We start from the raw sequence: 16854 nt of genomic DNA on the forward strand, positions 1-16854 counted from the left end.
AAAATGTTGGGTTTTTGTTAAAAAATAATAAATTTTTGATAAAGTGAAACTTTAATCAGCGGGGGTTTTGTTCATCCCCCGCTGATTATTAGCAATCACCAATCGGACTTTTACGGGCAGTTGTCTCCCACCTAACATCCTCGCATCCGCCAATTTTTGAGGTGGGAGCCTTACTGCCCACAAATAACGGGATAAAAAAATAAACGGGAGCATAATCCCGTTTATTTTTGTCTTCTTACATTTTGAGGTCGTACAATACTAGGACGTACTTTTAAACTAGACATAGTTGGACGGAGTAAAATTTTCGTTAACGCGCCCCAATCAAACGGTAAAAACGGCCATAAATACGGTGTTTGTAAGCTTTTTATAGATGTTAAGAATAGAATCAGTATCGTCATTCCGATTACAAATCCCATCTCATGAAATATGCCTGTTAAAATAATTACAAACAATTTCCCTATCTTATTCCCAAGCCCTAGTTCATAACTCGGCGTAGCATATGCACCGATCATAGAAACTGCTACGTATAAAATAACTTCTGGCACAAACAAACCTACATCAATTGCAATTTGACCAATTAATATAGCTGAAATTAATCCTGCTGCCGACGACAATGATGTCGGCGTATGAATGGCAGCCATCCTTAAAAATTCAAGTCCGATTTCCGCCATCAAAATTTGTAATAAAATCGGTAAATGCGTCATCTTATTTGGTCCAATGAAAGCAAGATTTTCAGGTAAAAGAGTTGGATCAAATACAAAAACTAACCAAAACGGCAACAAGAACAGCGAAAATATAACACCTAAAAAACGTACCCAACGTAAAAATGTACCTACAGCTGGATTTTGTCTAAACTCTTCTGCATGCTGTAAATGGTGGAAATATGTTGTTGGAGTGATCATGGCACTTGGTGATGTATCAACAAGTACTAACACATGTCCTTCTAACAGATGATTTGCTGCTACATCTGGTCTTTCTGTGTATCGAATAAGCGGGAATGGATTATAACCTTGTTTGACTACAAATTCTTCTACCGTTTTATCCGCCATCGTAATCCCATCTACTTCAATGCTATTTAATTCTTGTTTTATAATCTTCACTAAATCCGGATTTGCAACATCTTGTACATATGTAATACAAATATCCGTTTGCGATCTATCCCCTACTCGAATCATTTCATTTCGAAGACGTGGGTCGCGTATCCTTCTGCGAATTAACGCTGTATTTACAACGATATTTTCAACAAATCCATCTCTTGCACCACGTACTACTTTTTCTGTATCTGGTTCTGTCGGTGTCCGACCCGGATAACTACGAACATCTATTGCAAACGCTTCCGTTTCACCTTCTACAAATATAACAATAAGTCCTGATAATACTTGGAGCATTACATCATCCATCGTTTTTACTTTACTTACTTGTTGGTGAATTAAACGATTTTCTAAAAGCTTTACTGTATCTTCTTCTACATCCCTTATTTCATTTGTATCCACTGCTTCTTCTAAAATAGGGATAATATAATTCGTATCACAAAGTCCATTTACAAATAACACACCAATTTCTTTATTTAAAATTTGAAATTTACGAATACCAACATCGTATGTGACACCCAATCCAACTGTTTGCTTTAAGTAATTTTCATTATCACTTAAAAAAGATGAAATCGGGATACTCATTTTTTTAGGTTTCGTCATAAAATCCACTCCTTTCCAAAATTAATTGAATCGCTTTTCTAGTAATAGGTGACCCTCTCTCCCATTCATCATTTCCACACATCTTACCAATATCACCGACACCAACAATGACAGGAACATTCAAGTCATCCAAACAATAAATTGTATCTCCGCTAATTCTGCCAATTTCACCATCTGGGAGTCCAAATTTATCAACGCCGTATTCTGTCAAATTCCCATTTCTATCTACACTTACATCTACACGCGCCCATTCCCAATGATGTGTATTCGACGCTACTGCTAAAATACCCAGTACATCAACTTGTTTATGTGTTGCAACATACTTTAACGCCTTTTCACCAGACCCTTCTCCTATAAATCCGCTGTCATCAAACATGACAAATACAGGGTCATATGGCGTCTGCATAATAAGCTCAACAACTTTCTTCCCTGTCAATTTGGTCGGATTACTTTGCGATGCTGAAATACACCTTCCCCCAAATTCCTTTGTTAAAAGCTCAATTGTCCGCTTTGCATATTCATCTCCATCTGTGACCAAAACAACCCTTCGTCTCATTTGATTTATCCTTTCGGTTTACATATAAGTGCAACAAAAAACGAAAACAATATCGCCGCTGAAATCCCCGCAGATGTTAAGCTAAACATACCGATTCCAATCCCTAAATATCCATGTTTTTCTGCCGCATGCATTGCCCCGTGCAATAGTGAATGCCCAAAACTTGTAATAGGGACCGTTGCCCCAGCACCTGCAAATTTTATAAGCCTATCATACAATCCGAATCCGTCTAAAATAGCTCCGGCGACTACAAAAGTTGCCATTAAATGTGCCGGTGTTAACTTTGCAAAATCTAGCAACACTTGTCCAATGACACAAATAGCTCCTCCTACAAGAAATGCATATATAAAATCCACAATTCACTCTCCTTTAACTCTTTCAAACACAACACCATGCGCAATCGTTGGAATCGTTTCCTTCTGCTGCATCATCAACGGGCTTAATAAAGCTCCAGTTGCAACGACAAAAATTCGTTGTAAGTTCCCTTTTTGCATTTCACGCAATAAATGACCGTATGTTACAATAGCTGAACAAGCACAACCACTACCACCTGCAAACACTTCTTCTTGATTTGAATTGTAAATCATTAATCCACAATCGTTGTATATATGCCCAAGATCATACCCTTCCTCAAGTAAAAGTTGTTTCGCAATTGGTGTCCCCACAGCTGATAAATCACCCGTAACAATAAGATCATAATCAGCGGCACTTCTTCTTAAATCTTCAAAATGCTGTTGAATTGTATGAGCAGCAGCTGGTGCCATTGCCGATCCCATATCTAAAGGATTAGCAATTCCTAAATCTTGTACTGTTCCGATTGTTGCTGCTGTTATTTTAATTGCGCTTTCTTCATTGCTAATTAATATGGATCCTGCTCCGGTAACAGTCGAGTTTGCTGTCCCAGGCTTTTGTCCTCCGTACTCTGTTGGATTACGAAATTGTCTTTCAGCCGTCGCATTATGACTACTTACTGTCGCTAAGACACGATTCGCAAATCCACCATCTATAAATGCTGATCCAACCGCCAAAGTTTCCATTGACGTCGCACAAGCACTGAACATCCCTAAAAAAGGAATACCACAATCTCGAGCAACATAATTTGCCGTCACTGTTTGGTTTAATAAATCACCTGCTAAAAAGAAATCAATTTGTGATGGTTTTATATTTCCTTTTTGCAATGCTTGTTGAATTGAGTCTGACATTAACCTTCGTTCAGCAAGTTCCCAGTTTTCCTCTCCACAATGTAAGTCTGAATATGAAATATCAAAATCCTTTCCAAGAGGGCCTTCAGCTTCTTTCGGACCGACAGCGGTACCAGTTGCGTTCACGAAGATATCATTTTGAAATACCCACGTTTGTTTTCCTGTCAATCTCATACCTATCCCTCCTTTAAGACATTAAAATTTGAAATGTATATCTTATTAATCCGATAATGTAAGCACCGACGACTCCAAACACAATGACGCTTCCTGCAAGCTTAAACATGTTTGTAGCGATGCCTAGAACAATCCCTTCACTCCTATGTTCTAGCGCAGCACTTGCCATAGAATTCGCAAATCCAGTAACTGGTACTGCTGATCCCGCTCCAGAAAACTGCCCGATTTTATCATAAACACCACATCCTGTTAAAATCGCTGATAGTAAAACGAGAGTTGCAACTGTAGGGTTTCCTGCCTCTTGCTCACTAAAGTGAAAGTAATGTATATAAAATTTCATCAATACTTCTCCGACGGTACAAATGAATCCCCCAACAAGAAATGCCTTCACACAATTTATTAAATAGTTCGGTTTTGGATGGTACTCTTTCACTTTATTTATGTAATCATCTTTCAGTTTTCGCCCTGCCATATATATATTGCCTCCTACTTTACGAAATAAATCCAGTGAAACAATGAGCCTATTACTTTTCCAAGTACAAGAGCAACGAGTAAAACAACAATTTTCCCCTCTACCCCGACTCGTTTCGCTAAAATAGGTAAAACGTTTAACACTTCCGTTAACGCCGCAGCTAGCATTCCAATGAATGTGCCACAAAATAACCCTAATATTACGAGCCAATATTGCGACGTTTGAAATGTAATATTCTTTAAACTACACCAAGCCCCAGTTAAAGTACCCGCAATGACAGCCCACTCAAAATATTGAATATGCTTTCCACTTCTCGTTAATTGAGCTAAACGAGGGATTATACCAAGTACAGCTAAAAACGCAACATATCCGCTGCCTACAGCAATCCCTCCAGCTAAACCAATTAAAATCACGAATCCAGACTCAATCATCGGTAAGCTGTTTCATATTATCCTTGTTTTCATGAACAATTACATATTGATCAAGCGACTGTTGATATTGAAACATCTCAACTTCCAACGGGCTCGGCTCTTCATTAATTCGCTTTTGAAATACATGATTAAAAAATAAAACCATACCTACTCCAAGACCTAATGAATAAGGAATTTGAAATAAAAGTGGTTGCGCCTTAAATTCTCCTGTAATCATGTAATATAACCGTTGGTGTACTTGTTGCATACTTACATCTTCATGAAAATAAATAATTGCAAGTGCTGCTCCAATGAAAAGTAACAACCATACAAGTCCGAAGAAAACCGGATGCACTTTCTTTTTTTCATATATAATTTCAACAAGAGTTTGTCCAGAACCAAGTAAATTAATTTGTAAGTGAGCCGCTTTTTGTTGAACAATCTCAATCACTTTCATAACATCAATTACAACATGTGTTTTATCATGCGCTGTTATTTTGTAAATTATCTCATTTTGTAACGACTCAACTACCAAAGAATCTCCAGCAAGTTGAGCAACATCGCTCAGTTTTACTTCATACGTAGGAGACACTTTTAATCGATTGCGCATTTTAATATAAATCGTTTGTTCCAATTTTCATTCACCCCTTCACTCTTCCTCGTAGTTGTAGTATGGTTATTGGAATTTTTTCTAATACAATTTTTTCATAAAAAAACATCTGTACCGTTTTGGTACAGATGTTTTTCTGCTAAGCCTTTTTCTTAAATAAATTTGCAATGCTTAATGCGAGCCCTCCCCAAATGACTACCATACCTATAACCATCATCATAATCGCCGATCCGCTCATCATGAAACACCTCGATCCTTCCATTCTTTTTCAAGCTGGACAGAGTCTGAATGTATTTGTGCATTCCATTTCTTCAGACTAATGACTAGTGCAACTATAAGAAATGCTGCTGCAATTGACCAACCATACGTTACAACAAACTCCGTTGGATAATCTCCGTAGTTCTTTTTAATATTTTGGATTGTGCCATCAATTAACATATACCCTAACATAAGTGGAGTAATAACGAGTAAACTCACTCTCCAAAACGTCCCTAACTTAATATCCGATACAAAGTTTGCATGATTTTGATAAACTGGTAAACGGCGCAAGATAAGACCTATTGCAACTACTTCAGCTAGTGCAATTGTAATCAGCCCAAAATTGTTAGCGAAATAATCAACAACGTCTAAGAACATAAGTCCACCACGCGTTGCAAAAACAAGAGAAACTAACACGAGAAGTGTTCCCATAATCCCAATCGTCTTTGGACGACTCAAGCTGAATTTTTCAGATACAGCAGCAAAGCATACTTCCGCAAGTGAAATGAGTGATGTAATTCCAGCAACGGTTAAAGATAAGAAAAATAATACTCCAAATAACGGTGACATCGGTAGTTCATTAATAATTTGCGGGAATACTACGAACGCAAGTCCCACACCAGCACTAGCTACTTTATCAACCGGTACCCCCATGTTATTCGCCATAAATCCAAGCGCTGCAAAGACCCCAATACCTGCTAATAATTCAAATCCTGAATTTGCAAATCCAGTAATAAAAGCATTATTTGTTGTATCTGAGTTTTTCGGTAAATAACTAGAGTACGTAATCATAATTCCGAATGCTAAAGATAAACTAAAGAAAATTTGACCGTAAGCAGCAAGCCATACCTTTCCATCAAAAATACGGCTCCAATCTGGTTTAAAGAATGCATCTAATCCTTGCATCGCACCTTCCATCGTGACTGCACGAACAACGATAATAAGAAACATAACAACTAGTAAAGGAATGAAAATACGGTTAACAACTTCGATTCCTTTTTTAACTCCTTTAAATGCCACACCAAGCACAATAATCCAAACGAGAGCTAACGGAATTAATACTTCCGGCACAAGCCCCCCAAACTGTCCTGGCTTATCTGCAACCTGTAAATATTCTTTAAATAAAAATGATTCCGTGTCTTTCCCCCATGCACCAGTAATTGCAAAATATGTATAGGAAATAGACCAAGCAATAATTACTGCATAATATGTTGAAACGATAAATGTTACGCACATTTGCCACCATCCAATAAATTCAGCACGTGGATGAATACGGAAGAATGTAAGTGGTGCCGAACCACGATGACGATGCCCAAGAGCAAACTCGAATGCTAATAATGAAATACCAGTTGTTAATAATGCGAATAAGTACGGTAAAAAGAATGCGCCTCCTCCGTTTTCATACGCTGTATAAGGAAAACGCCATATGTTTCCTAATCCAACGGCAGAGCCGACCGCTGCGAAAATAAATCCAGCCCTCGTTCCCCATTGTTGCCTCGTTTCCATGTTTCCTTCCCCCTTTGTGACAAGTTCATACTTGGATTATATTTTAAATTGACTAAATTTTCAATAAATTCTGTAAACTTTTTTGGCGAGAGTTGTAATCTTCCCCTTTTCATGACAATAAAAAAAAATCGAATAGATAGCTATTCATCTATTCGATCTTTCATCTGTTTCAATATTTTCTTTTCCAGTCTGGAAACTTGTACTTGCGAAATGCCTATGCGCTCCGCTACTTCTGATTGGGTTTGATCTTTATAGTAACGCAAATACACAATTAGACGTTCTCGTTCATCCAATTCTCTAATTGCTTCTTTTAAAGCAATTTTATCAAACCATTTCGTTTCCGATTGATCTGCAATTTGATCTAAAATAGTAATTGGATCTCCATCATTTTCATACACAGTTTCATGTATTGATGAAGGAGCACGACTCGCTTCTTGCGCCAGAACAACTTCTTCTGGTGTTAGTTCCAGAGCCTCCGCTACTTCATTAATCGTTGGAGCCCTTCCGAACTCTTTCGAAAGCTCGTCTCTCATCTTTCGAATTTTGTTTCCTGTTTCTTTTAAGGATCTGCTTACTTTCACTGATCCATCGTCACGTAAAAATCGTTGTATTTCACCAATAATCATTGGAACTGCATATGTTGAAAATTTCACGTCGAAAGATAAATCAAATTTATCTACCGATTTTAAGAGCCCAATACATCCAATTTGAAATAAATCGTCTGGTTCGTATCCTCGATTAAGAAACCGTTGCACAACCGACCATACGAGACGCATATTACTTTGAACGATTGTATCTCTCGCTTGTTGATCTCCATCTTGACTTTTTTGAATTAACGCTTTTAGCTCGTGGTCCTTTAACTGAGGTTTCTTCTTCTCTTTTCTGACCTCTATGTCCATTGGCTATTCTCCTTAATTGCATAGAGCGTTACTATTTGATAAGTACTTTGTCAAATGGATTGTTGTCCCGAAAGATTCGTTTGAAATAACTTCTACTTCATCCATAAAATTTTCCATGATAGTAAATCCCATTCCGGAACGCTCTAATTCAGGTTTAGTTGTAAAAAGGGGTTGTCTTGCTTCATCTAAGTTAAAGATACCAATCCCTTCATCTCGAATCGTGAGTTTCACCATTGCTTCTTCCAAAATCACTGAAATATAAACAACACCTTCTGCATTTCCTTCATACCCATGAATAATTGCATTTGTAACCGCTTCTGACACAACTGTTTTAATCTCTGTTAATTCTTCCATCGTCGGGTCTAATTGTGCAATAAAAGCAGCTACTGTAACGCGAGCGAACGATTCATTCTGACTTAACGCTGAAAATTGAAGGTTCATTTCATTTCTCATTTATGCCACCCCCAACGTCGCGAGCGCGTGCGCTTCACTTTCTTCTAAACGAACAATTTTGAATAGGCCTGACATTTCAAATAAACGTTTAACAGGCGGTGAAATTGCACAAACAACCATCTCTCCACCTAATCCCTTTACATGTTTATATCGGCCTAATATAACACCTAAACCAGAACTATCCATAAATGATAAGTTCTCCAGGCTCAAAACAATATGATGAACACCATGTGTCTCAATCATATCTGTTACTTTCGTTCGCAACTCTTCAGCAGTATGATGATCTAATTCACCCTCCAGCCTCACACATAAGACGTCACGTTTTACTTCTAAATGCATGGAAAGACTCACACGATTTCCTCCTTATGCTCAAACTTTACTCATTAACATAAGATTTTCGTGATATAAAATAAGAATCCTTCCTACTGACAAAAGAAGAACTATTTCGTCATAATGTGAAACCGTTCAGCAATTATTCCCGTACATACGAACAGAAAAGCGGCAAAATTTTTGCCGCTATTTTGATGTTGAAAACATCCCAAAACTTCTTTTAAATAACTCCCACCAGCTCGCTGCAGCAACATCTTCTTTTGCTACAATAGTTTGTTTTAATAAAACATCTTTATCTTTTTTAATGACAAGTGTGCCAAGCGCGTCACCTTTTTTAATCGGTGCCTTCACTTTCTTTTCAGCGATTACTTCTTGTTTTACTTTGTCCATATTTTCGCCCTTCTTCATAAGAAGAGATACGTTATCTGACGCAACTAAATCTACTTTTTCTTTTTTCCCTTTTCCTACTTGTACAGTCTTAATTTTTTCACCACGTGTATACAATTTCTTTGTCATATATTGTCCAAATGCATAATCAAGAAGCTTCGTTACTTGATTGTTCCGCTCTTTTGATGTAGGTGCTCCCATAACAACTGAAATGACACGCATTCCATTCTTTTCAGCTGATGCAGTTAAACAATATTTTGCTTCTGTCGTAAAGCCCGTTTTCACACCATCTACTCCAGGATAAAAACGTACTAACTTATTCGTATTAACAAGCCAAAACTTCTTATCCGTATCTTCACGTAAATAGTCTTCATATTTACCTGTGTATTTGCGAATAAGTGGATACTTCATCAATTCTCTCGCCATTATAGCCATATCATTTGCCGTAGAATAATGATCTTTGGCCGGGAGACCTGTTGGGTTTTGAAAATGTGTATTTTTCAGTCCTAAATCTTTCGCTTTTTTGTTCATCATATTTACGAATCCTTCTTCTGAACCAGCGATATGCTCAGCTACTGCAACAGATGCATCATTTCCAGATGCAATGGCAATGCCCTTTAGCATTTCATTTACGGTCATCTCTTCCCCAGGTTCTAAAAAGATTTGTGATCCACCCATTGAAGCTGCGTGTTCACTTGCTCTAACTTTATCGGTCAGTTTTAGTTTTCCTTTTTCAACTTGTTCCATAATTAATAGCATTGTCATAATCTTCGTCATACTGGCAGGTGGTAACTTTTCATTCGGATTTTTATCAAATAAAACTTTACCTGTATCTTGCTCAATTACGATTGCTGACGACGCTTGTTCCGCTAACTTCGGCGTGGTTTCTTCTGTTTTCTCCTGCTTCGTTTTCTCAGATTGTGCAAAACTAACTGAAGTACCAGAAAGAAATAACATGAAACAAACAAGTATTCCAAAAACTCGCTTCATGACTAACCCTCCATTCTATATCAGACCTATTTTTTCCAATTTATTCATTTTTAATACCATATTTTTCTATCATTTTCAGTTGACAAATAAATTCATTACTTATATTGTATTAAGTGTATTACATACAGTAGTACACTTAATACTCATCAGGAAGGAGACATTGCTCTTGCATATTCAAATTGATCCAAGAAGCAACACTCCGATATGGGAACAAATTGTTCAAAATATAAAAGAGCTCGTATTAAAAAACATGTTAGCTCCACGTGATAAGCTCCCTTCTGTACGCGAGCTCGCTTCTTTACTCGTTATAAATCCAAATACAGTAAGTAAAGCTTATCAAGAATTAGAGCGACAAGGGATTATTGAAACATTACGAGGAAAAGGAACATTTGTATCCCAATCGATTACCCCAACATTAGACGAAAGGAAAATCGCTATGGTTGAAAAGCAGTTTCATCAATTACTATTAGAAGCCTCTTACCTCGGGATTACGAAAGATAAAATTCATGATTGGATAGATTCATACTACAAAGAGATTGGAGGAAATGCAGATGCTGAAAGTGACAAGCTTGAAGAAAACAATTGATAATCAAACGATTTTAGAAGATGTTTCTTTCACATTACAAAAAGGTAGTATCGTCGGATTACTCGGAAGAAACGGTGCGGGGAAAACAACTTTATTACGAACGATGGTCGGCATTTTAGACCCTGATACAGGAACTGTTACATATGAAGATACGGATATTTATATGCATCCTGAAATGAAGCAAAAAATCGTATATGTTCCGGATTCTACTAACATACTGAACGGATATACAGTGAAAGAAATTGTAAAGTTTTATAAAGCTGTTTATACAGCATTTGATGAACAGTATTTCTACGAACTATTAGAGCGGTTCAATTTACCAAACAAGCGAATTCGTAGTTATTCAAAAGGAATGAAAGCACTGCTTGCAATCATTTTAGCCGTTGCTGCAAAAGCAGAATATATCATTTTAGATGAACCGACAAACGGGCTGGATCCCATCGTTAAAAGGCAAATCCTCCAATTTCTCGTTGGAGAAGTTGCAGAAAAAGAGATTACTATTTTCATCTCAACTCATCACTTAGATGAAGTTGAACAAATTGCCGATACAATCATTATATTAAAAGGCAATACCATATCTTCTATTACATCACTAGACGATGCAAAATCACAATTTGCCAAAATACAAGTAGCTTACGAACGATCACTACCTCAAAAACTAGAAAATTTAAGCAATATTAAAATATTAAACCAAACAGGAAAAGTATATACAATCTTAATTGAGGGAAATGTGGCTACAACACTGGAGAAGTTTTATAAAGAGCAACCAATTCTCATTGAAGAATTAACAATGTCGCTTGAAGATGTCTTCGTTACGACACTTGAGGAGGATGGGTATGTTTCATAAAGCGTTGTGGATGTGGAATTGGAAGCGCGGGAAATATGCTGTGTTACTGTTTTTCTTTAGTTCACTTTATCTTTTATCTTTCGGATACTTTAGAGCAGCCGAGCGACAACTTGCTGAATATCACGATTTGCAAGAAAAGGGAACGTACTATTATTCCTATTCTTTTGGGTTAGGAGAAAGTAATAGCTTTTCGTTAACTGTTCTTATCATTGCTTTAGCTTGTTTATTGATGGGATGGGAACGTAGTAACCAGTCTAATACTTTACTTATGACGATGCCATTTAAAAGAAAAGATGTTTTTTTATCTAAATGGGCTTTTGGTTCATTTTGTATTGTAGGCTCATTACTTATAAATTGGATCCTTATGTATGTTATTTATAGAACAACAATCCATTTTGATTATCAATCATTTGGACCATTTCATCGATACTTTCTTTATGCAATTGTCTCTTATGTTGCAGTATATACAGCTGCATTATGTATCGGTACTTTTACTGGAAGCGTTGTTTCGCAAATCGTTTTTTGTATTCCGTGGCTTCTAATGGGGCTTACATTTATTCCATTAGTGTACACTTTTACAATAAACCATTTACACGCTACAGATACTAGAAATAACAACTTGTATGAACAATTTTACGAAATTAATCAAAAAACAAATATAGTTGCACCAATATATAATTTCACGATTTATTACGATTATGATCCTGAATTACGTAATAAAGAAAAGGACTCAACTACTTTAAGAGATCCAGCATCTTATCACTATTATTCAGCTAAATCGATGTTAGTCCCTATTTTTTATACAATAGTTAATTTACTACTTGGCGCATATTTATATACACAATCGCCAAATGAAAACACTCAAAAAATATTTATTTTCCAAAAACATTTAAAAATATGGGTATGGGGGACAACCATTTACTTTGCATTACTAGGTGGCTATAAAATAAATCAATTTAATTTCTTACTTAACTACTATATCAGTTTGCTTCTCGCTGGAATCATTACTTATGTTGTACTATCACGTCTAACAAATTATAAAGTTTTTTAAAGGAGGGGGCCTATGTTTCAAAAAGCACTATGGCTAAGAACATATCAACAAAGTAAATATGTTGTGTGGTTGTTTTGGTTCGTTAGCTTCTATACTTTATCATATAAATACTATATGGCTTCTATTCAACAGCTATACTTTCTAGATGACAATAAAAAGTGGAACTATGTATATCACTACCACTTTGATTTAACACTTATAGACCCTGTCCTACTGTTAGGTGGTGTACTTATCGTTCTAGCTTGTACATTAATTGGTTGGGAAAGACAAAATAACTCTAGTGACTTGCTATGGTCTATGCCATTTAAACGTTCACACATCTATATAACAAAGTGGTTGTTTGGGATCTGCAACATCGCAGCAATCATTGTATTAAACTGGGGACTATTCGCCATTATGAAAAAAACAACTTTTCATAATAAATATCAAATATTTTCACCATTTCATACTTATTTTCTATACATGTTAATTGTGTTAATCGCTATTTATACTCTTGCATTATGTATAGGAACAATTACTGGGAATATTCTCTCGCAGGGACTTCTTACTGCAGCTATATTCATGTTTCCATTGTTATTTCCATCCCTTATCTCAGCGGTCATCGCTGTTCACTCGAATACTGACTTTCATGAGGACAATGGTAATATGCATCGTGTTATGGAAAACATACGCATTTCGGGTCCAGCAGAAAATTTTCATATTAGATTTGATTATAATCCACAAAATGCTTATACCGATAATGATGGAGTGCGTCATAATGAACCAAACTTTACAGAAATCCCTTCAGTAAAAACATTGATTGGACCTATTGCACATGTCATTATTTTATTACCACTCGGTATATATTTATATGTTCGTTCAGTCAATGAGCGGAATGGTAGTTTCTTACTATATCCAAAGCTTCAAAAGATATTTATGGTCTGCGCTATTCTCTGTATCGGAATTAGCGGCGGTTTAATAATTGGTGGGACCCATTCGTTACTTAATTTTTACGTTGGTTTGTTCGGAACAAGCATAATTAGCTATTTTCTTCTATCTAAAATATTGAGATTGAAGGTCTCTTGGAATTTCAAATAAAATAACCTCCTCACTAAGAGGAGGTTATTTTATATTCTCTCTCCTAACTCCATACACCATCTCTTCTTTCATCCCAAACCCATCACCATTTTGCACAATTTGCTCTGTTGGTGCGACTACACTTTCAGCAATTTTCCATTCCCCGCGCTCTTTCATAAATACTTGCAGAAAATAGTTCATGCCATTTAGCTGATATGCATTTTCTTTTTTCACATTCAAGTGCACCGCAATGTAGTACACTTGAATGTTTTCTTTCCCTGCTTTTGATACGTATTGCGATAATCTTGGAATGTACATTGCTGCTTTCTTAAATGGTAAGTGCTTCGCTTTAACGAGCGATGAACTTGTTACATTACGTAATGTGTCCTGATTACGAATGTTATCACTATGATGAAATAATACTGCATTTTGCATAGAACGAACCCATAATTTCGAATACAAGACAGTATTATCATTTTCAATATACTTCACTTCTTTTTGCACCACTTGAATAGGGGTATCGGCGTACATGAATGTATTAAAGCAGAAAAAGCTTCCAAGTAAAACGGTAAGTGCCGCAATATATTTCATAATCTTTCCTCCGATCTTTTTAATTAAAGTATCGGAGTTTCAAAATATTTTTATTCAAAAGAAAAAGGATAGGAAAACTCTTGCTTCCTATCCTCATTTATTATAAGACGCGGCCAAATAGTTCTAAAACCATTTCTATCTCTTGGTCGCTCCAACCTTTAAATCTCTCTTTATAATATTCTTTACGCACAGCTTCAAGTTTTTCAGTTACTTCTCGTCCGTTTTCTGTAATTTCTAAGTATACGATACGACGGTCTGAATTTGATCTCTTTCTTTCAACAAACCCTTTTCGCACGAGACGATCTGTTACAGCTGTAATATGACTGGAGGTTACGTTTACTTCACTCGCAATTTGCGAAGCCATCTGTGGACTTTTTAAAAATAACGCACGTAATACAGAGAATTCATTATATGGCATATGCTCTGAAAAACGTGTATTAATATCATTTTGTAATAAACGTATCATCTTTCGAAATGATGCAGATAAATCTAAAATCAGTGTTTCTCTATTTTCGTTCACTAGCCTCGTCCCTTTTTTATCATATTTATACATATTATAATCTATAAATACCTATGTTGTATATGCTTTCTTCCCTTAACATTCTCATTTATGTAACTTTTTTCATACGATTTTCTTTTTTGTTCACACATATACATGTAAAAAAGGATGGTGAGCATAAATGCAAAGTGGAATGAATCCGTATTTACATAATATCCGTACGACAAATACTGGTAAAGAAGCTACTATTACTGTACAAGGAGAAGGCATTATAAAAGCCAAACCAAATGTTGTCATATTGACACTGGGCATTCGAACAGATAGTAAAAATGTAAAACAAGCACAAGAAGAAAATGCAGTGCAATCGAAACAATTGCTTGATGCACTCAAACAGCTAGGTATTGCCGATAAAGATATAGAAACCATTTCTTATACGATTACCCCTCAATACGAATATGTAAATGATAAAGCCTTACTACAAGGCTACCGTGTGGAGCATTTGTATGAAATTACCGTTTTAAATGTACAAAAAGCAGGGGAAGTATATGATATAGCCGTTACGAATGGTGCAAACGTAGCAAAAGGGTTACGTTTTCGAATATCTCATCCAAATAAATATTATGAGCAAGCTCTCATTCAGGCTCTGCACCAAGCAGTAGAAAAAGCTCGTGCTATTGCGAGTACCTACAATTTAAACATTAATCCTGTTCCCCTCTCACTCGTTGAAGAATCTGCCCAATTACCACGGGAGGTTGCATCCTATGCTACTTTACATGCACAAGCAGCCCCGCCCATTCAATCTGGAGAACTAGAAATTATTTCAACCATACGAGCCATTTTTACGTATTTATAAATAATTTCGTTTATAAGTAAACGTTATCATTTTCGTTGTTGTAAAAACATGATGTTCTGATATAATAAAGGACGGTGAGCTCTTACAAAAGAGATATCACGGGTGGGAGAGGGATATGAAAAAGAAGGTTTAACATGAAAGGAATACTTGAAAGAACATTTAAATTAGACTTACACCAAACTTCACCAAAACAAGAAGTTTTAGCTGGAGTCACGTCATTTTTCACAATCGTTTATATTATGATTGTAAATGCGTCAATCTTATCAGATGCCGGCATTCCTCTTGAAGCTGGAATTTTAGCAACTGTTTTTAGTTCATTTGTCGGATGTCTACTTATGGCATTTTGGGCAAATGCACCTGCTATTCTTGTCCCAGGTATGGGTGTAAATGCATTCTTCACGTACACTGCTGTGCACACGCTCGGTCTAGCTTGGCAAGAAGCATTAGCAGCTGTTTTTATCGCCGGTATTATTTTTGCAATTGCTGCTTTTACACCGATTGCTCGCGTGCTTTCGGTATCGATTCCAAAGTCATTAAAGGAAGCGATCACTGTCGGTATCGGGTTGTTTTTAGCTTTCATCGGCTTGCAAAAAGGTGGTTTAGTCGTTTCGCATCCTAATACTGCTGTTGCAATGGGGAAATTAAGTAGTCCTGTTGTTCTTGCAACACTACTTACTCTTATTGTGGCACTTGTGCTATTTGTGCGTAACGTACGTGGAAACTTTTTATGGACGATTGCAATTGGAACTGGTATTGCATGGCTATTTGGCCTTGTTGATACGAGTCAAGTGGGAAATAGTTCGTTTTCATTCGCTAATTACGGCGATGTGTTTGGAGCTATGTCATTTGGGAAACTTTCTTCCTTACCATTTTGGATTGCAACATTCTCCTTAAGCATGGTGCTTATTTTTGAGAACATGGGACTACTGCACGGTTTATTAGAAGATGACCGTAAATTCCCACGTGCTTACCAAGCAAATGCAATTTCAGCAATGACATGTGGTCTATTTGGCACAAGCCCTACCGTTTCAACAGTAGAGAGTGCCGCAGGTATTACTGCAGGCGGAAAAACAGGTCTGACGTCTATCGTTACAGGGTTGTTATTCTTCGCGTCACTGTTTGCTCTTCCGTTTGTCAAACTAATTCCTGATAGTGCCATTGCACCAATCTTAATTATTATTGGCGGCCTGATGATTACAAGCATTCAACAAATTCCTCTGAACGACTTTTCAGAAGGATTTCCAGCGTTTTTAATTATCGTTATGATTCCGCTCACATATAGTATCGCTGATGGCATTGCGTTCGGATTTATTGCTTATCCTATCTTGAAAGTTGCTCTTGGAAAGCGTAAAGAAGTCGCACCGTCCATGTATATCATTACATGCTTATTCTTAGCCATGTTCGTATTACACGCTATTGGCTAGTAAAAA

Annotated in this window: 21 protein-coding genes; 6 read left to right on the forward strand and 15 right to left on the reverse strand. The window is 36.6% G+C overall.

The window, feature by feature from the left end; translation table 11 throughout:
- Positions 1-221 precede the first annotated feature (221 nt).
- From spoVAF to dacF, 13 genes are all read right to left on the reverse strand, one after another.
- Positions 222-1694, reverse strand: a complete 1473-nt coding sequence (spoVAF, locus tag BAU27_RS18160) for a spore germination protein SpoVAF (protein WP_071746955.1) — start codon at positions 1692-1694, stop codon at positions 222-224.
- Entirely contained in the window at positions 1681-2250 is a 570-nt protein-coding gene (gene spoVAEA, locus BAU27_RS18165) for a stage V sporulation protein SpoVABEA (protein WP_071746956.1), read from the reverse strand. The genes spoVAF and spoVAEA overlap by 14 nt, the downstream gene beginning before the upstream one ends.
- Positions 2251-2255: 5 nt before the next feature.
- Positions 2256-2606, reverse strand: a complete 351-nt coding sequence (gene spoVAE / locus BAU27_RS18170) for a stage V sporulation protein AE (RefSeq protein ID WP_071746957.1) — start codon at positions 2604-2606, stop codon at positions 2256-2258.
- Positions 2607-2609: 3 nt separating this feature from the next.
- Positions 2610-3626 carry a stage V sporulation protein AD gene (gene spoVAD, locus BAU27_RS18175; protein ID WP_071771576.1) on the reverse strand — a complete coding sequence of 339 codons (1017 nt, stop codon included), beginning with the start codon at positions 3624-3626 and terminating at the stop codon, positions 2610-2612.
- 13 nt (positions 3627-3639) lie between these two features.
- Positions 3640-4098, reverse strand: coding sequence for a stage V sporulation protein AC (gene spoVAC / locus BAU27_RS18180; RefSeq protein ID WP_000918878.1), 459 nt, complete (start codon positions 4096-4098; stop codon positions 3640-3642).
- Between the two features lie 14 nt (positions 4099-4112).
- Positions 4113-4529: a stage V sporulation protein SpoVAB gene (spoVAB, locus tag BAU27_RS18185; RefSeq protein WP_071746960.1), complete on the reverse strand. Its 417-nt coding sequence runs from the start codon at positions 4527-4529 to the stop codon at positions 4113-4115.
- Complete coding sequence (locus BAU27_RS18190; RefSeq protein ID WP_000438373.1) at positions 4522-5142, reverse strand: stage V sporulation protein AA; 621 nt, start codon at positions 5140-5142, stop codon at positions 4522-4524. The genes spoVAB and BAU27_RS18190 overlap by 8 nt, the downstream gene beginning before the upstream one ends.
- Before the next feature lie 115 nt (positions 5143-5257).
- Positions 5258-5356 (reverse strand): methionine/alanine import family NSS transporter small subunit, encoded by a 99-nt coding sequence (locus tag BAU27_RS18195; protein WP_000016829.1) that lies wholly within the window; start codon positions 5354-5356, stop codon positions 5258-5260.
- Entirely contained in the window at positions 5356-6882 is a 1527-nt protein-coding gene (locus tag BAU27_RS18200) for a sodium-dependent transporter (RefSeq protein WP_071771577.1), read from the reverse strand. Before BAU27_RS18200 ends, BAU27_RS18195 begins: the two co-directional genes overlap by 1 nt.
- A gap of 140 nt (positions 6883-7022) precedes the next feature.
- Entirely contained in the window at positions 7023-7781 is a 759-nt protein-coding gene (gene sigF, locus BAU27_RS18205) for an RNA polymerase sporulation sigma factor SigF (protein ID WP_071746962.1), read from the reverse strand.
- Positions 7782-7793: 12 nt separating this feature from the next.
- A complete protein-coding gene (gene spoIIAB / locus BAU27_RS18210; RefSeq protein ID WP_001243400.1) occupies positions 7794-8234 on the reverse strand; it encodes an anti-sigma F factor in 441 nt (146 codons plus the stop codon).
- Positions 8235-8585: an anti-sigma F factor antagonist gene (gene spoIIAA / locus BAU27_RS18215; protein ID WP_000059128.1), complete on the reverse strand. Its 351-nt coding sequence runs from the start codon at positions 8583-8585 to the stop codon at positions 8235-8237.
- A gap of 165 nt (positions 8586-8750) precedes the next feature.
- Entirely contained in the window at positions 8751-9941 is a 1191-nt protein-coding gene (gene dacF, locus BAU27_RS18220) for a serine-type D-Ala-D-Ala carboxypeptidase DacF (RefSeq protein ID WP_071746963.1), read from the reverse strand.
- Positions 9942-10107: 166 nt separating this feature from the next.
- On the opposite strand from dacF, the gene BAU27_RS18225 reads away from it, so the two are divergent.
- Genes BAU27_RS18225 through BAU27_RS18240 form a run of 4 tightly spaced genes read left to right on the forward strand, consistent with a single transcriptional unit; the run spans position 10108 to position 13502 of the window.
- On the forward strand, positions 10108-10527 hold the full coding sequence (locus BAU27_RS18225) for a GntR family transcriptional regulator (RefSeq protein ID WP_071746964.1): 420 nt from the start codon (positions 10108-10110) through the stop codon (positions 10525-10527).
- The gene (locus BAU27_RS18230; protein ID WP_071771578.1) at positions 10493-11374 is read left to right on the forward strand and encodes an ABC transporter ATP-binding protein; all 882 of its coding nucleotides are present in this window, start codon (positions 10493-10495) and stop codon (positions 11372-11374) included. Before BAU27_RS18225 ends, BAU27_RS18230 begins: the two co-directional genes overlap by 35 nt.
- Positions 11364-12425: an ABC transporter permease gene (locus BAU27_RS18235; RefSeq protein WP_071771579.1), complete on the forward strand. Its 1062-nt coding sequence runs from the start codon at positions 11364-11366 to the stop codon at positions 12423-12425. Before BAU27_RS18230 ends, BAU27_RS18235 begins: the two co-directional genes overlap by 11 nt.
- Before the next feature lie 12 nt (positions 12426-12437).
- Positions 12438-13502 (forward strand): ABC transporter permease subunit, encoded by a 1065-nt coding sequence (locus BAU27_RS18240; protein ID WP_071771580.1) that lies wholly within the window; start codon positions 12438-12440, stop codon positions 13500-13502.
- Between the two features lie 24 nt (positions 13503-13526).
- Here BAU27_RS18240 and BAU27_RS18245 read toward each other — a convergent pair whose 3' ends face one another.
- Together BAU27_RS18245 and BAU27_RS18250 are read right to left on the reverse strand one after the other, a co-directional pair.
- Positions 13527-14072 (reverse strand): hypothetical protein, encoded by a 546-nt coding sequence (locus BAU27_RS18245; protein ID WP_071771581.1) that lies wholly within the window; start codon positions 14070-14072, stop codon positions 13527-13529.
- 100 nt (positions 14073-14172) lie between these two features.
- Positions 14173-14592, reverse strand: a complete 420-nt coding sequence (locus BAU27_RS18250) for a MarR family winged helix-turn-helix transcriptional regulator (protein ID WP_001004995.1) — start codon at positions 14590-14592, stop codon at positions 14173-14175.
- A gap of 160 nt (positions 14593-14752) precedes the next feature.
- Between BAU27_RS18250 and BAU27_RS18255 the strand changes: the two genes are divergently transcribed.
- Positions 14753-15424 (forward strand): SIMPL domain-containing protein, encoded by a 672-nt coding sequence (locus BAU27_RS18255; RefSeq protein WP_071746969.1) that lies wholly within the window; start codon positions 14753-14755, stop codon positions 15422-15424.
- 134 nt (positions 15425-15558) lie between these two features.
- Positions 15559-16848, forward strand: coding sequence for an NCS2 family permease (locus BAU27_RS18260; RefSeq protein WP_000676230.1), 1290 nt, complete (start codon positions 15559-15561; stop codon positions 16846-16848).
- The last annotated feature ends 6 nt before the right edge of the window (positions 16849-16854 follow it).

The sequence above is a fragment of the Bacillus sp. NH11B genome (assembly GCF_001884205.1).
In the GTDB taxonomy this organism is placed as follows: domain Bacteria; phylum Bacillota; class Bacilli; order Bacillales; family Bacillaceae_G; genus Bacillus_A; species Bacillus_A proteolyticus.

What these genes read in the sequence shown, in the direction of transcription:
- spoVAF (WP_071746955.1), bottom strand. Translation starts at nt 1,694, where the DNA reads ATGACGAAACCTAAAAAAATGAGTATCCCGATTTCATCTTTTTTAAGT.
- spoVAEA (WP_071746956.1), bottom strand. Translation starts at nt 2,250, where the DNA reads ATGAGACGAAGGGTTGTTTTGGTCACAGATGGAGATGAATATGCAAAG.
- spoVAD (WP_071771576.1), bottom strand. Translation starts at nt 3,626, where the DNA reads ATGAGATTGACAGGAAAACAAACGTGGGTATTTCAAAATGATATCTTC.
- spoVAC (WP_000918878.1), bottom strand. Translation starts at nt 4,098, where the DNA reads ATGGCAGGGCGAAAACTGAAAGATGATTACATAAATAAAGTGAAAGAG.
- spoVAB (WP_071746960.1), bottom strand. Translation starts at nt 4,529, where the DNA reads ATGATTGAGTCTGGATTCGTGATTTTAATTGGTTTAGCTGGAGGGATT.
- BAU27_RS18195 (WP_000016829.1), bottom strand. Translation starts at nt 5,356, where the DNA reads ATGAGCGGATCGGCGATTATGATGATGGTTATAGGTATGGTAGTCATT.
- BAU27_RS18200 (WP_071771577.1), bottom strand. Translation starts at nt 6,882, where the DNA reads ATGGAAACGAGGCAACAATGGGGAACGAGGGCTGGATTTATTTTCGCA.
- sigF (WP_071746962.1), bottom strand. Translation starts at nt 7,781, where the DNA reads ATGGACATAGAGGTCAGAAAAGAGAAGAAGAAACCTCAGTTAAAGGAC.
- spoIIAB (WP_001243400.1), bottom strand. Translation starts at nt 8,234, where the DNA reads ATGAGAAATGAAATGAACCTTCAATTTTCAGCGTTAAGTCAGAATGAA.
- dacF (WP_071746963.1), bottom strand. Translation starts at nt 9,941, where the DNA reads ATGAAGCGAGTTTTTGGAATACTTGTTTGTTTCATGTTATTTCTTTCT.
- BAU27_RS18230 (WP_071771578.1), top strand. Translation starts at nt 10,493, where the DNA reads ATGCTGAAAGTGACAAGCTTGAAGAAAACAATTGATAATCAAACGATT.
- BAU27_RS18235 (WP_071771579.1), top strand. Translation starts at nt 11,364, where the DNA reads ATGTTTCATAAAGCGTTGTGGATGTGGAATTGGAAGCGCGGGAAATAT.
- BAU27_RS18240 (WP_071771580.1), top strand. Translation starts at nt 12,438, where the DNA reads ATGTTTCAAAAAGCACTATGGCTAAGAACATATCAACAAAGTAAATAT.
- BAU27_RS18245 (WP_071771581.1), bottom strand. Translation starts at nt 14,072, where the DNA reads ATGAAATATATTGCGGCACTTACCGTTTTACTTGGAAGCTTTTTCTGC.
- BAU27_RS18255 (WP_071746969.1), top strand. Translation starts at nt 14,753, where the DNA reads ATGCAAAGTGGAATGAATCCGTATTTACATAATATCCGTACGACAAAT.
- BAU27_RS18260 (WP_000676230.1), top strand. Translation starts at nt 15,559, where the DNA reads ATGAAAGGAATACTTGAAAGAACATTTAAATTAGACTTACACCAAACT.